This window comes from Paraburkholderia phosphatilytica (genome assembly GCF_003443895.1).
In the GTDB taxonomy this organism is placed as follows: domain Bacteria; phylum Pseudomonadota; class Gammaproteobacteria; order Burkholderiales; family Burkholderiaceae; genus Paraburkholderia; species Paraburkholderia phosphatilytica.
The window spans coordinates 26,190-39,946 of sequence record NZ_QQOA01000013.1 but is presented as its reverse complement, the minus strand read 5'-3'; the positions used below and the strand labels follow the sequence as shown (position 1 = coordinate 39,946).

The window sequence follows — 13,757 nt, the reverse complement described above, 5'->3', positions numbered from 1 at the left end:
TTTCGCGTTCTTTCTCGTCGATTGGTGGATGGGTGGATCGACCACCGCTCATTCACCAATGAACGTATTATTCATATACGAATGTTTCGCGGTCAAGACCGATGCGATGCTGTATCCGTCCGTGTTTTCCCTGACGGACGGATCGCCGTGGCGGATTACACTCACGCGCCACAGCCACGCAAAGGCCGATGCGCTCAGGAATCGACACACCATGGATGCCGACGACACGAACGACGCCGACCGCTATCGCGCGCCCGCCCTCGACAAAGGGCTCGACATACTCGAGCTGCTCGCCGAGCAGAAGGGCGGCCTTACGCGCGCCGAAATCACGAAGCTTCTGAACCGCAACGCGAGCGAGATCTACCGGATGCTCGAACGGCTGGTCGCGCGGCAGTACGTGGTGCGCTCCGCCGCGGGCGACCGCTACGCGCTGAGCCTCAAGCTGTACGCGCTCGCGCACCGGCATCCGCCGATGAACCGGCTGATCGCCGAAGCCCAGCCGCTGATGCGCCGTTTCGCGGATGCCGCCGAGCAGTCGTGCCATCTCGCCGTCTACGATCGCGGCAACCTGCTGGTGATCGCGCAGGTCGACGGACCGGGCACGTGGGGCATGTCGGTGCGGCTCGGATCGCGCGTCGGTCTGATCGACACCGCATCGGGGCGCGTGATGCTCGCGTTCCAGACGCCCGAGCAGCGCGAGCACATGCTGGCCGAGCACACGAAGGTGAAGGGCGAGATCGACGTGGATCGCGCCGCGCTCGAAGCCGCGTGCGCGGCGATCCGCGCGGATGGCGTATTGCAGAAGGACAGCCAGCAGATCTTCGGCGTGACCGACATCACGTTTCCGATCCTCGGCCCACGCGGCCGCGCGATCGCGGCGTTGACCTGCCCGTACCTGCGCCGGATCGACGAGTACGTCGCGCCGACGCTCGAAACGGCGGCGGACCTGCTGCGCGAAACCGTGCAGGCGCTATCGCTGTTTCGCGAGGAAGATGGCCGCGATGTCGCGGCGATGCTCGCCGAGTGAGGCTGGGGTGTTCGAGAGAAGCTGAAACGCGCGCTGGAATTCTTCGCGCGCGTCACGTTAGAATGGCGGCCCTTTCCAAAATCGACGCACGGGCTCGCACCGTGCGCGCCCTTCGAAACGTCATGGCCAAACTCCTCAACGACCAGGAATTCCTTCGCTTTTCCGAGCTTCAGCAGAAGCAGGCCAGCTTCTCGATTACGCCGGAAGAAGCCGACGAACTGCGCGAGATCGTCTCGCGCGCACAGAAGAAGCGCGACGACCGCGCAGCCGCGATGCAGGCCATCGAAGCCTACATCCAGCAGTTCGAGATTTCGCCCGACGAGCTGTTCTCGTCCGAGCAGATCGGCGACGCGGCCCGCACGTTCGGGCTGATTCCCGCCACGAAGAAAGAGCGCGTGCTGCCGCCTTCGCTGACGTTCAACGGCAAGCCGTATCAATGGACGCGCACGCTGCCGGACGAAGTGCGCGCGCCGCTGTTCGAAGCGTTCACGGCGGGCGAATCGGTGAAGCACTTCATCGCGACGCCGAAGGACGCAGCGCGCTGCGCGGCGACGATCGCGCGGCTCGAACGCGAAACCGGCGCGACGTACGCCGATGCGTGGCTCGACGAGCTGTCCGTGTCGCGCGCGCAGGTGGTGGAAGCGACGGCCAGGCTCGCAGCCTGATCACGCCACCTTTTCTTCCTGCTCGATCGCCAGCCGAAATCCCACCACAGTGGGATCTTCGGTCGGCGTAAGCGTGAACCCACTGCTGCGCGCAAGCGCGATCATCCCGCTGTTCTCGCGCAGTGCTTCACCCACCAGCCAATGGATGCCGCGTACCCGCGCGTACGCGATGATCCGCTGCACCAGCAGCCGCCCCAACCCCCGTCCCTTCTGATCCGAACGGATCGCCACCGCGAACTCCGCGGTCTCGTGGTCCGGATCGGCCACCGCGCGCACGACCCCGAGCGTCTGGCACGTACCATCGTCGCGCGGCACGGTCGCGATCAGCGCCATCTCGCGGTCGTAGTCGATCTGCGTCATGCGCGCGAGCTGCGAGTGATCGAAGGTGCCCACTGCCGAGAAAAAGCGCAGCCGCAGATCGTCGGGCGTCATCGATTCGACCAGCTCTCGATGCGCCGCTTCATCTTCCGGACGGATCGGTCGCACCGTTAACCGCTGGCCGCGCCAGTCGAGCGTCTCTTCATAGCGCCGCGGATACGGCATGATCGCGAGCCGGCTGCGCCCTGCGGCGAGCGTCACGCCCGGCTCGATCACCACGACGCGATCGACCAGCACGCGCAACACCAGCTTCATGCCGACGATCTCGCGCACCTCGCACACCGCCTGCGAGAGCGCCGTGAACGCGGCAAGCGTCGGTCCGGGCATCGCGCGCCGCGAGTACGGCGAGCGCGAGACGAGGTCGCCCGCGAGCACGGAATTCAGCGGCGGCAATCCGTAGCCATGCACCGGCGGCGACACGCCATCGGCGGACGGCGTCGTGAAGCGAAACACCGGCCCGAAGTTGACGTCGTCGAACAGTTCCACTTCGACGTCCACCACGAACTCCTGCACCTCCGCGTGATCGGCCACCGACACGTGCGTCGCCACCGTGAGCCCGAAGTACGCGAGCAGTTGCCCCGCGGCATCCGCATCGAGCTGCGCACGACCCGCGCCGCTTGCCGCGAGCGCCGCGCACGCGAACTTCTGCGCGGCTTCGATCTGCTCCGGCACCCGTACCGACAGCACTTCGGGCGTCTGCATCAACAGCTCGCGACCCAGCCGATAGTCGGCGAGACGCGCGAACGCGCGAGCAAGGCGCTGCGGCGTGGTATGCACCGGAATGCCCTGCGCGTGCAACGCGTCGCGCGTCGCCGCGTCGACGCTGCCGAAGAAGCACGCGAGCAGCCCGCGATACGCGTGCCGATGCTCCGCGATCAGCGTCCGCGCGACTTCGCTGGCGGGCGCGCTATGCGTCGATGCGTGCACGACGAACGCAGTGCCGGTCGCGCGATGCGGCGCAAGCGCCTGCAACGCCGCCGCGAAATGCTCGGGGCGCGCGTCGTCGCCGAGTATCAGTGGATTGCCTGGCGTGACGTGCGGCAGCGTTTCGACGAAGCTGGCGCGGAGCGCGTTCGCCGCTTCGTCCGTCCAGTGCGCGAGCGTATCGCCCGCCACGGCGAACGCGTCGCATGCCAGTGTCGCGACACCGCGATCGCTCGTGATCAGCGTCGCGACCTCGCTGGCCGCAACGCGGCCCACGCCGAGCGTTTCGATTTCGTCGAGCAGGTCGTCGAGTGAATCCACGCGGACCATGCCGGCGCGCCGGAACGCTGCCGTATAGAGACCATTCGCAGGATCGCCGACGCCCGCGCGCAACGCGAGCACCGGTTTGTTGCGCGCCGCCGCCCGCGCCGCCGACATGAACTTGCGCGCGGCGCGCACAGTGTCGAGTTCGAGCAGGATCGCACGCGTGCTGGGGTCGCTCGCGAGATAGTCGAGCACGTCGCCGGCATCCACGTCCGCTTCGCCGCCCAGCGCCACCGCGTGCGAAAAGCCGAGCCCGCGCGCATGCGCCCAGCCGAGCACGGCGTTGGTCAGCGCGTTCGACTGCGACACCCACGCGACGCCGCCCGCCTTCACGGTTCGCGACGGCGCACCGAGATGCGCGTTGAGCCCCGGCGTGATGACGCCGAGACTCGCTGGCCCGACGATCCGCAACAAATGTGGTTTCGCCGCGGCGAGCGCGTGGCGCAGCGCCGCGCGGTCGTCGTCGCAGCGCACTTCGCCGAGCAGGATCGCGGCGCGCGTGCCGCGGCCACCCAGGTGATGCACGAGGTGCGGCCAGGTGTCCGGCCGCGTGCAGATCAATGCGACCGTCGGGGCCTCGGGCAGGTCGTCCGCGCGGTGATAGACCTTGCGGCCGTCCAGTTCGTCGTAGTGCGGGTTGACCGCATAGAGCGGGCCGGTGAAGCCCCCCTCGGTCACGCGCTTCCACACCATCGCGCCGATGCTGCGGGCGCGCGTCGAAGCGCCGATCACGGCGACGGAAGCCGGGCGAAACACTGCGTCGAGGTTGCGTACGGTCATGGGCGCTCCTTGCCACAGCCCACAGGATAGGCGAAAGCGGAGAAGCAGACGAAACGCGCGCCACTGCAGCCTGAAATCTGTTCCTTCCCGGCGCGGATTTTCGTACGATGCGCAACGCGCTGATGCAACGTTGCGGACTTTCACCGCGTCCGCCCGCATCGAGCCATCGAATCCTATCGCCCATGAAGGACGCTTCGTATGCGCCGCCTGCCATCCCTGATTGCGTTGCGCTTCTTCGAGGAGACCGCGCGCCACATGAGCTTCAACAAGGCGGCGCACGCGTTGTGCGTGACGCAGGGCGCGGTGAGCCGGCAGATCCGGATTCTCGAAGACGCGCTTGGCGCGAAGCTGTTCGAGCGCGATCACAAGGGCGTGCGTCTGACGCCGGCCGGGCAACGCTTGCTACCGTGCGTATCGGAAGCGTTCGACACGCTCGAACGCGGCACGCGGCAGATCACCACAGCCGCCGGCCGCAAGCGGCTCGTGCTCGCGTTGCCGCCCACCTTCGCGTCGCAATGGTTTTCGTCGCGGCTCGGTCTGCTGGCAACGGCATTGCCCGACGTCGAGCTGTCGATCCGCACGACGCCCGGCGAAGACTGCCACTGCGTGATCCGCTTCGGCCGCGACGCGCAGCCGGAAGGCCATTCGGAGCGGCTGATGATCGAGCGGCACACGCTCGTCGGTGCGCCGAAGCTCGCGAGCGAACCGCTCGATGCACTGCTGGAACATCTGCCCGCGCTGCACGTGCTGCACAACGACGCGCGTCTGAACCTGTGGCCCGACTGGCTCGCGAGTGCCGGCAAGCCCACTCGCTACGCCGAAAACGGCATCGAGTTCTCGACGCTCGACCAGGCCATCCGCGCCGCGCGCAGGGGCACGGGCCTCGCGGTGGTGGACTACAACATGATCGTCGAGGAACTGAGCGACGGCTCGCTCGTGCGGATGTCCGACGTCGAGGTGATCGGGCCGTACGGCTATTGGCTCGATATCCCGCCGCGCCATGCCACGCTCGAATACGTGCAGGCGTTCGCGGCGTGGCTGCGTGAAGAGGCGATGAAACTGGCGTGACAGTGTTCGGGCTAGCCGCGCGTGTCTTTAGGTCCGCTAAGCCAGCTAAACGCGCTAAGCAAGCGATCGCTTGCATGCGCTTGAAAGTCCGCATGCGCTGCACTATGGTTAATCATCTGACTCAGGGACCCGCAGTTCACGCGGCCTGAGACAATCCCGCCCAAGCAGCGACAGCCGTTCTTCACCCCGACATACCAACCGACGCCTTGCAGGTTCATCGCGATCACGCGAGGCGTTGCTTTGCCCTCAGCGCATGCGCCAGGGCATGTCGTCTCGTGTGCCGCGAGACCAGGAGAGGGAAGATGCGCCCAACACAGGTCGCTGTGCTGCTTGCCGTGTGTCTTGGTTTGAGTCCGTTGGCGCACGCCGGCGATGACCAGGACCCCGATGGATCGCATCGCGATCGCCAGCATGTGCTGAAAGTGTTCGACAGCCAGGGCAAGTATGTCGGGCCGCTGGTGCCGATCGATCAGATCACGATAGGCGCGGTGGTCCATGCGAACGGCACCCTCATAGTGGCGCCCATCAGTCGCATCTCGCAGAACGGCCAGGTGTCCGCGTCGCAGTATCAATGGGCGAGCACACTCTCCGCGATCGCCTCCCCTCCGACCGTGGACTGCCGGGGCCTGCCCATCATCAATGCGCTCATCGTCCCCGGGGTGCTCCGGCCATCCTTCAGCGTCAGATCCGGAACGGTTGCGACGGCGTATATCGCCGGAGACGTCTATTCGATGCCCACCCCGCCCAACGGCCAGTGCACAGGCCAGGGCTCACCCACGCCGAGCTGGCTCGCGCAAAGCACCTATCCGCTCACGCAGAATCATCCCGAGCCGTTGTCCATTCACTACTGAGCGACATGTGTCGTTTCCGCAGTCCGGCCGCCGGAACAGGAGAGGTGAAATGCGCTACGTGAATGTCGCTGCCCTGCTTGCCCTTTGCGTTGCCGCTTCGGCATTCGGCGCCGACACGGACAGCCCCGCGGACGGCCCCGGCGGGCCGCTCGCCGTGTTCGATTCTCAGGGAAAGTATGTCGGTCCGCTGGTTTCGTTCGTAGACCAGAGTATCGCCACGGTGATCGTCGTCAATGGCGCGATCATCGTCGTGCCGATCAGCCGCGTGACTTCGTCCAGCGGCCATTACTCGGCGTCGAAATTCGCGTGGACCAGCAGCAGCCCATTCATCAACTATCCGACGGCGGACTGCAGCGGACCGCCCATCATCTTGAGCACGACGTATATCGGCACCGGGGATGCGGCACCTGCCAGACCCTCGGTGACGGTCAGAACAGGTACGGAAACCATCGCGTACATTGCGCCCGACACCTACTCGAGTTCGATCCAGAACCCATCGCAGGAACAGGCGAACAACGGCGGCTGCGCAGTTTCGCCGATCACGTCGTCGGTATCCGGCTGGTTGCCGGCCAGCACGTACTCGCTCAGCCAGAACTATCCCGAGCCGCTTACCGTACGCATCGACGACCGCCGTGGGCGCCGCTGATCGAAGGAGAGTGAACATGCGCCATGCACACGTCGCTGCGCTGCTGATGCTGTGTCTGACCTCGCTCGCCCACGGCGGCGATGGTCAGGATCCCGGCAACCAGGACGATCAACGCAACCTCAAAGTGTTCGATGCAAAGGGACACTATGTCGGGCCGCTGGTCGGGTACGCTCAAGACACGGTCGCCACGGTGATCGTCGCGAATCACGCAACCGTCGTGGTGCCGCTCAGCCGCACGACCAATGCCAACGACGAGTTTTCCGCCAGCCAGTATCAATGGGGCAACGAAGTCGATTCGTTCCCGTCCTACCTCTCGACCGATTGCAGCGGGCCGCCCATCATCGTCGGCGCCACGCCCGTCAGGCCTTCCCTGACGTTGAGAGTTGGAGCCGTCGCGACGGTGTACATCGCGCCGGACAGCGATTCCAGCACGCTCACGGCTCACTCGTATGGACCGCCGGGAGCAAGCTGCTTCACGCTCGGCAGCAGTCCCTCGGTGCCTCCCGTCACGCCGGGAGAAGGCTGGACGCCGGAAAGCACGTATCCGCTCACGCAAAACTATCCGGAACCCCTGTCCGTTCACTACTGACCGACTACTGACACTTCGTACGCCGCCGCCCGGGAACGCGCCTTGCTCGCGTAAACGATGCCGGATCGAATAACGAAATATTACATTTTGACGGACATGTGCCAGGCGGACACCGCTACCCTTGCCTGATGATCCAGGCAAGCCGCCTTCGTTTGGCGATGACGTTGCCCCATTCCTTGATGTACGTTTTGACGGGCGACTGTCGACGTACGGACTGCCGATCACCTTGCAATTTCGGCAGCACGAGCGCCCGCAGGAACTGCCATGAATACCCCAAATTCAAACTCTAGAAGTTCGACCACGTGTCGCTACTGCGGCAGTCATCTGTCCGCGCTGGCTTCGTTTTGCCCTTACTGTGGCGGCAGTGTTTTTGCGTCGCCGGCGGGAGCGGGCGCACATGCGGGTGCGGGTGCCCCGGCAGCCGCGAGCTCAGGTGCCGGTACGCGTGCGGGCGCGAGCCCTGCCGCAGGTGCGGGCGCTGCGATGGGTGCGGGCGCTGCCATGGGTGCAGGCGCGGGTACGCGCGCGAGTGCGGGCGCAGCGGCGGACCATTCGGCAGGGTTTGGGCGCACGGAGCCGGGTTTTGGGCGCACGGAGCAGCCGGCCGGCAATCCCATGCCACCTCCGGAACCCGACCCGTTTTTCGCGGATGTGCGGGCCGGAATGTATGGCGACGAAAGCGGGACCGGCACGCGTCGATGGGGTCCGAAAGTCAACGCGGGGATCGCGCTGGTTGTCTTCGCGCTCGTGTTCGCCGGCATCATGGTGTTCGTGCGACAGGCGAATCGATCAGGCAACGAAGAAGAAGCGGCGATGCACTCGTCGGTCGGCAGCATCGCGCCAGGAGCGAATTCGAAAGCGCCAAACAGCCCGCCGCCTGCGCAAGGAAACCCGCCGCCGGCCCAGGCAACCGCTGACAACCAGGCACCTGCTCCGTCGCAGCCGCAGCCGCAGCAGCAATCTCAGTCGCGCCCGGTAGATATGGGGTCGCCCTCGAACTCGTGGGCTTCGGCATCGCCTTCGCAATCGTCGCAGCCTGCGGCGCCGGCAGCACCCGCCACGCAGCTTGCCGCGCCTGCGCCGGTAGCGCCAGCCACGCCGCCCGCGGCCCCTGCTCCCGCGCCAACGGCACAAGCCGCCGCGCCTGCACCGACCGCACCTGCGCCGGCGGCCCCTGCACCCGCAGCGCCGACCGCACAAACCGCCGCTCCGGCACCGGCCGCGCCAACGGCACCACCCCAGGTTGCTCAGCAATCCTCTGCACCGGCGCCGCGAGTACGCGAGCACAATCGCGAACACGAGCGCGAATCCATGCGTACGGCTCAACGGCCTTCCGCGCCGGCGCCGGCTGTTCAGCGGCAGATGCCAGCGCCTCCAACGTTATCGCCGCAATACGCCAACAACCGCGCGTATCAGCCATCCGAGTCCGCTCCGACTATGGCTGCGATGGCCCCGCCCGAGCATGCGCAAACTGGCAACGGCGCAGCGTCGCCCGAGCTTGCTGCCGCCCGGTCGGATCTGGAGGAAAACAATCTGACGGGCGCACATGCTGCCTTGAACCGCGCGCTGAACGCAGGCGCATCCGGCAACGAAGCGCTCGCGCTGCGCGAGGACCTTCGCTCACGCGAACAGGCGCGCGACGCGGCGCTGAATACCGCGCGAGCCTGTCTCGAACGGCATGCGTACAAGTGCGCGTGGCACAACGCAGGCGACGCGGCATCGATGGACGCCGGCAGCACCGAAGCCACGGCGATCGAGCAACGCGCACGAACAGACTGGAGCGAGAGCCAGGCAGCGGGTCAGGGCTCCGATAACGACCAGTAGCCAGATGTGTCCTGTTGTAACGGCCGTTGGGCGTGCGCGCCGACATTTGCGGCGCGCACGATCGATGCAACGCGACACGCCGCGCCAGGCTAGCTTCCCGTACGGAATCCCAAAGCCGCAGCCTTCGCGCGAAGGTCCGCCAGGCGGTCCGACGTCGGGTTGACGGCGAGTTGCGACTGGTCGATAGCCGATGGCGAACTCGTCGATCCAGGCGCGCTGGCGCCCGCGCACAATCCGCCGAATGGACCTTGCGCAACCGTGATGGCGGGCGCGTCGGTGCGCGGCGCGTCGCTGAAATCCAGCGCGTATGCGAGGTTGAACGTCGCGGAATCGCTGCCGCGCACGCCGAGCGGCGCGAGGTTGAAGCGCCATTGCAGAAGCGCGTGAATCGAACTCGGATCGAACGGATAACGCGTCACCGTGCCCGCACGAACGCGCGGACCCAGCAGCGCGAGCGGCACGCGAAATCCGAGCTTGCCGTCGTTGCCGAGCGCGTATTCGTTCTTGCTGATCAGCCTGACGGGCGGCACCACGTGTTCGAGGAATCCGCCCCACTCGTCGTACACGACGATCATCAACGTGCGGCTCCAGTTCGGGCCCGTACGCAGCGCGTTGTAGACCTGCGCGAGAAACGCCTCGCCGTTGCGAATGTCCGCGTGCGGATGATCGTCGCCGGACACACCCTCTTCCTCGCCGGCGAATGACGGATCGACCATGCTGAACGGCGGCAGCGTGCCCGCCGCCGCATCCGCGAGAAAATCCGAGAACAGGTGCGAAATGCCCAGATAGCGCGTGCCAAACAGCGACGTAAACGGCACGTCGTGATAGTAGTAATTGCAGCCGACGTTCGCGGCGCTGAGGTTGTCCCAGATCGTCGTCAGCGAAGACGTGCCGAGGCTGTCGTCGAGACGATCCGTCGCGCCGCTGTGCAGATACAGGCGGTTCGGAAACGTGCTGGTCAGGATGCCGCTGAAATAGAAATCGCCGATCGTGTAGTTGCTCGCGACCGCGTTGAAAAACTCGACGTCCGTCGACGTGTAGTAGCCGATCGGCAGCAGGTCGCCTTGCACCTGGCTCGTCCCGGGTGTCTGCAGCCAGCCGTTCATCGCACCGGACGCGAGTTGCGTGCGCGCGCCCTGGTAGCTGTGATTCGGGTCCTGGTATGCGCAGGCCTGATAACCGTACGACGAATTCGCCGAGAGCAGAAACGGCGCATGCGTGGCGCCAAAAGCATCGGTGAACTGCTGGTTCGCGGGCATCCCTTCGGCACCGGGCACCCAGCTCATGAAATGGTCGAACGAGCGGTTCTCCATCGTCACCAGCACGATGTGGTCGATACCGGAGCTCGCCGGATCGGGCAACGCCGGTCGCGGCAGACTGTATCGATCGGCGCCGTCCGGCGAAGGCACATCGGCCACCCCTGGCGCGGGCGTATCGTCGCCGGCGCCGCCCGACCCTCCACCACCGCAACCCGCGATGGCGACGCTGCCTGCAACCGCGGCGACGCCCGCGAGAAAGCGACGGCGGTCATAGTGGTTAGGTGCGTGGTTATGTGTGTTGTTATCGTCTTTCATCACCCGTCTCCCAAGGTCGAACGCGGCGCTGACCGTCCGCTTGTGCCTCGCTCCTGAACCGCGCGGTACGTTCGCTAGCTCGGGCAGATGGCATGCGACCCCGAGCAATGCGCATTCCTGGCGAAGCGGTCTCCCATGCGTGTGCGAAGCGTTGCCCCCGCGAGCGATTGCGAGTAGCGTCGACGAAGCCTGAGGGGCGGCGTTGCAACACGCCGCGTACGATGTGCCGCACGGATCGGAGGAAGCGATGGAGCAAGCGCAACAGAGCGACGCCAGCGTGCTGCTGGGCACGTGGCAATTGCAGTCCTTCACGACCACCGACATCGCCACGGGCGAGAAGAGCCAGCTCTTCGGCGCGCATCCAACCGGCTATCTCAACTACGGTTCCGACGGCCGGATGTACGCGATCGTGCTCGACGGCACGCGAACGGCGCCGGCCGATCTCGTTCCGACGGACGCCGAGCGCATCGAGCTCTTCAAAGGGCTGTGTTCGTACGCGGGTACCTACAGCATCGCCGGCGACGAGGTCAGCCACCGCGTCGACGCATCGTGGAACCAGGCGTGGACCGGAACGATCCAGGTGCGCCGGTTCACGGTCGACGGCAACCGGCTGACCATCAGCACGCTGCCCGCCAGGAACCCGGTCACCGGCAACGAATGCGTGTCCGAACTGGCCTGGGTCAAGGTCGAGTAGGTCGCCCGGAGTTCGCCCGGATCGAGCGCCCCGCCTTACAGTCATCCGGTTTCCGTTTTGATATCGTAAGCTTCGCATCGAGCGAGTACAGCGGATACAGCGGAGCGAGCGATGAAACCCGAGATGATCATTCAGACTTACGGCGCCGATACGTCCGGTATGGTGTGCGGCTTCCGCTTCGCGCCCGATCGGGTGGGCACGCCGCTCGACGCGGATGCCGCCGCGGAGTGGACGGCAGCGGACGATACCGGACAGGACGGATTCGTATGGCTGCACTTCAATCTGGCCCACAGCGCCAGCGAGCGCTGGATGCGCGCGCATCTGGACCTGCCCGAGACGTTCTACGAATTCCTGCGCGAAGGCTCGCACTCCACGCGGATCGAGCAGCAGGAAGGCACGCTGCGCGCCGTCGTCAACGACGTGATGTTCAGCATGGATCTCGAAGCCTCCGACATCGCAACGATGTGGGCACACGTCGATCGCCGGCTAATCGTGACCGCGCGGTCGAAACCGCTGCGTTCGATCGACACGTTGCGCGAGAGCGTGCGCCAGGGCGAGCGCTTCCGTTCGCCGGCCGAGCTGCTGATCCACCTGCTGCGCGATCAGGCGGACCTGATGATGCATATCGTGCGGCGCGCGAGCACCGACATCGACCGGCTCGAAGACCGTTTCCTGTCCGAGCGCCCCACCGCGAACCGCAACCAGCTGAGCACCATGCGCCGCACGCTCACGCGCTTGCAGCGAATGCTCGCGCCCGAGCCGGGTTCGATCTTTCGTCTGCTCGCGAAACCACCCGCGTGGCTGCTATCCGAAGACGTGCAGGAACTGCGCGAATCGACCGAAGAGTTCTCGGTGGTGCTCGCGGACCTGGCGGGTCTGGTCGAGCGGATCAAGCTGTTGCAGGAAGAGATCACGTCGCGGCTCGACGAGCAGAACAACCGGACGCTCTTCACGCTGACGCTCGTCACGGTGATCGCGCTGCCGATGAATATCGTCGCGGGCTTCTTCGGGATGAACGTCGGCGGCATTCCGCTCGCGGAGAACCGGCACGGCTTCTGGCTGATGGTCATGATCGTCGCGAGCTTCACCACGTTGGCCGCATGGTGGACGTTCCGGCGGCGCGGCGACCGCTAGTGTCGCCAGCCCGCCCGCGCGGCTCGCGAAAGCTTCGGGTGCGCGCAGACCGGTTCGCATGTGTCGCTCCGCTGCGTCGGCCGGGGCTTCACAATGCATCGACACCTATTCGCCCACAGGGTGGCGACGATGCTGCGCACCGATCACACGACTCCGCCTCAAGACGCTTCGATCCAGCCATCCGAACGGCAACCCGAACAAGGGCGGGTGGTCGACACCGCGCCGTCGCGGCAGCAGCCGGTGCAGGCGTTGTCGGGTCTGCTGAATCTTTCGCGTACGCGGAGCCGGTCGCCGGAAGATGCCACCGTCGCTCAACCGTCGGCGAAGAAGTTCAGACTGACCGCCGATCTGCCTGCCCGAACTGAACGCAAGGACGATCACGCGCTGGAACAGCCTGTCGCCCACGGCGACTCGTCGATCACGGGCGCGCAGGGCACGCACGCGGTCTCTCACGCGACGCGTGCCGACGCCGCGCCGCTGGGCGGCAAGGTCGTCGACATTCCCGGGCTGCCGATGCTGTCGCATCTTCCGTCGAGCGAAGAAGCCGCCCACATCGAAACGGCGATCAACCACCAGCTGAAGGCGACGCACGGCCCGATCGACGTGTTCGGCTATCACGTCACGTCAGAAGACAACGTGGAGTCGCTGCGCAAGGAAGGCTTTTCCGCCGACAAGCATCAGGGCAAGGGCGGCGGCGTGGCGGGCATGAACATCGATGGGCCAGGCCTCTATACGACCAATCACCCCACCGACAGCTACGTGATGCCCGACCGCAACAACGTGATGTTCGCGGTCGTCGTGCCGAAGCGGGCAGGCTTGCAGGAAGCGCACAACGTCAACCGCATCGCGTGGGATTCGGCGAATCACCAGTCGCACGTCGGCAACGGCGACTTCATCAAGAGCGACGACGGCGAACAGAAGATCAACCCTGGCGCGATCTCGAAAGTGGGGCTGGTGCCGATCGCGAGGATCGGACCAACGATGTCGCAGGCGCAACTCGCGATGCGCGCGGAGATGGGATACGGCAAGCCGGCGCCCGCCAAAGACGTTTCAGCCGGTCTTCACGACTGGGTATCGGGCGCGATCGCGAACCATCCCGACGTGCCGGGCATCGCGTCCGAAACGAATGGCGACGCGAAGCTCGACAAGATCGCCGGTCTGGCCGACAACCTGCTTCGCGCGCAGAACAAGCCCGCCGATGCAAGCAAACGACTGCTGATGATGGACTTGAAGCGGCGCTTTCCGATTCCGGATTGACGCTGCAGATTGAGGCTGCATT

The 13,757-nt window shown here is 65.9% G+C and carries 12 protein-coding genes; 10 read left to right on the top strand and 2 right to left on the bottom strand.

The genetic code is table 11. The features are described 5' to 3' along the window. Positions 1-211 precede the first annotated feature (211 nt). The gene (locus DVS29_RS16075) at positions 212-1,027 is read left to right on the top strand and encodes an IclR family transcriptional regulator (RefSeq protein WP_118181574.1); all 816 of its coding nucleotides are present in this window, start codon (positions 212-214) and stop codon (positions 1,025-1,027) included. A gap of 122 nt (positions 1,028-1,149) precedes the next feature. Beyond that, positions 1,150-1,692 carry a hypothetical protein gene (locus tag DVS29_RS16070; RefSeq protein ID WP_118181461.1) on the top strand — a complete coding sequence of 181 codons (543 nt, stop codon included), beginning with the start codon at positions 1,150-1,152 and terminating at the stop codon, positions 1,690-1,692. On the opposite strand, the gene DVS29_RS16065 is transcribed toward DVS29_RS16070, so the two are convergent. Continuing rightward, positions 1,693-4,098 carry a GNAT family N-acetyltransferase gene (locus DVS29_RS16065; protein WP_118181460.1) on the bottom strand — a complete coding sequence of 802 codons (2,406 nt, stop codon included), beginning with the start codon at positions 4,096-4,098 and terminating at the stop codon, positions 1,693-1,695. A 198-nt stretch (positions 4,099-4,296) separates the two neighbouring features. On the opposite strand from DVS29_RS16065, the gene DVS29_RS16060 reads away from it, so the two are divergent. The 5 genes from DVS29_RS16060 to DVS29_RS16035 all read left to right on the top strand — a co-directional run bounded on the left by DVS29_RS16060 (position 4,297) and on the right by DVS29_RS16035 (position 9,076). Next, the gene (locus DVS29_RS16060; RefSeq protein WP_118181459.1) at positions 4,297-5,166 is read left to right on the top strand and encodes a LysR family transcriptional regulator; all 870 of its coding nucleotides are present in this window, start codon (positions 4,297-4,299) and stop codon (positions 5,164-5,166) included. Between the two features lie 302 nt (positions 5,167-5,468). Further along, positions 5,469-6,017, top strand: coding sequence for a hypothetical protein (locus DVS29_RS16055; protein WP_124800658.1), 549 nt, complete (start codon positions 5,469-5,471; stop codon positions 6,015-6,017). 49 nt (positions 6,018-6,066) lie between these two features. Next, positions 6,067-6,663: a hypothetical protein gene (locus tag DVS29_RS16050; RefSeq protein ID WP_118181457.1), complete on the top strand. Its 597-nt coding sequence runs from the start codon at positions 6,067-6,069 to the stop codon at positions 6,661-6,663. Between the two features lie 16 nt (positions 6,664-6,679). Next, on the top strand, positions 6,680-7,252 hold the full coding sequence (locus DVS29_RS16045) for a hypothetical protein (RefSeq protein ID WP_118181456.1): 573 nt from the start codon (positions 6,680-6,682) through the stop codon (positions 7,250-7,252). Positions 7,253-8,689: 1,437 nt separating this feature from the next. Continuing rightward, positions 8,690-9,076, top strand: coding sequence for a hypothetical protein (locus tag DVS29_RS16035; protein ID WP_118181454.1), 387 nt, complete (start codon positions 8,690-8,692; stop codon positions 9,074-9,076). Between the two features lie 89 nt (positions 9,077-9,165). Here the strand turns inward: DVS29_RS16035 and DVS29_RS16030 are convergent, their stop codons facing one another. Then, positions 9,166-10,650: an alkaline phosphatase family protein gene (locus DVS29_RS16030; RefSeq protein WP_118181453.1), complete on the bottom strand. Its 1,485-nt coding sequence runs from the start codon at positions 10,648-10,650 to the stop codon at positions 9,166-9,168. Positions 10,651-10,897: 247 nt separating this feature from the next. Between DVS29_RS16030 and DVS29_RS16025 the strand changes: the two genes are divergently transcribed. The 3 genes from DVS29_RS16025 to DVS29_RS16015 all read left to right on the top strand — a co-directional run bounded on the left by DVS29_RS16025 (position 10,898) and on the right by DVS29_RS16015 (position 13,735). Beyond that, positions 10,898-11,344: a lipocalin-like domain-containing protein gene (locus tag DVS29_RS16025; RefSeq protein ID WP_124800657.1), complete on the top strand. Its 447-nt coding sequence runs from the start codon at positions 10,898-10,900 to the stop codon at positions 11,342-11,344. Between the two features lie 111 nt (positions 11,345-11,455). Continuing rightward, positions 11,456-12,478 carry a transporter gene (locus DVS29_RS16020; protein ID WP_118181451.1) on the top strand — a complete coding sequence of 341 codons (1,023 nt, stop codon included), beginning with the start codon at positions 11,456-11,458 and terminating at the stop codon, positions 12,476-12,478. A 129-nt stretch (positions 12,479-12,607) separates the two neighbouring features. Then, positions 12,608-13,735, top strand: coding sequence for a hypothetical protein (locus tag DVS29_RS16015; RefSeq protein WP_124800656.1), 1,128 nt, complete (start codon positions 12,608-12,610; stop codon positions 13,733-13,735). The last annotated feature ends 22 nt before the right edge of the window (positions 13,736-13,757 follow it).

Excerpts from the sequence above, each read along its gene's own strand:
- DVS29_RS16050 (WP_118181457.1), top strand. The coding sequence starts at position 6,067 with ATGCGCTACGTGAATGTCGCTGCCCTGCTTGCCCTTTGCGTTGCCGCT.
- DVS29_RS16075 (WP_118181574.1), top strand. The coding sequence starts at position 212 with ATGGATGCCGACGACACGAACGACGCCGACCGCTATCGCGCGCCCGCC.
- DVS29_RS16045 (WP_118181456.1), top strand. The coding sequence starts at position 6,680 with ATGCGCCATGCACACGTCGCTGCGCTGCTGATGCTGTGTCTGACCTCG.
- DVS29_RS16055 (WP_124800658.1), top strand. The coding sequence starts at position 5,469 with ATGCGCCCAACACAGGTCGCTGTGCTGCTTGCCGTGTGTCTTGGTTTG.
- DVS29_RS16060 (WP_118181459.1), top strand. The coding sequence starts at position 4,297 with ATGCGCCGCCTGCCATCCCTGATTGCGTTGCGCTTCTTCGAGGAGACC.
- DVS29_RS16035 (WP_118181454.1), top strand. The coding sequence starts at position 8,690 with ATGGCTGCGATGGCCCCGCCCGAGCATGCGCAAACTGGCAACGGCGCA.
- DVS29_RS16015 (WP_124800656.1), top strand. The coding sequence starts at position 12,608 with ATGCTGCGCACCGATCACACGACTCCGCCTCAAGACGCTTCGATCCAG.
- DVS29_RS16070 (WP_118181461.1), top strand. The coding sequence starts at position 1,150 with ATGGCCAAACTCCTCAACGACCAGGAATTCCTTCGCTTTTCCGAGCTT.
- DVS29_RS16025 (WP_124800657.1), top strand. The coding sequence starts at position 10,898 with ATGGAGCAAGCGCAACAGAGCGACGCCAGCGTGCTGCTGGGCACGTGG.
- DVS29_RS16065 (WP_118181460.1), bottom strand. The coding sequence starts at position 4,098 with ATGACCGTACGCAACCTCGACGCAGTGTTTCGCCCGGCTTCCGTCGCC.
- DVS29_RS16020 (WP_118181451.1), top strand. The coding sequence starts at position 11,456 with ATGAAACCCGAGATGATCATTCAGACTTACGGCGCCGATACGTCCGGT.
- DVS29_RS16030 (WP_118181453.1), bottom strand. The coding sequence starts at position 10,650 with ATGAAAGACGATAACAACACACATAACCACGCACCTAACCACTATGAC.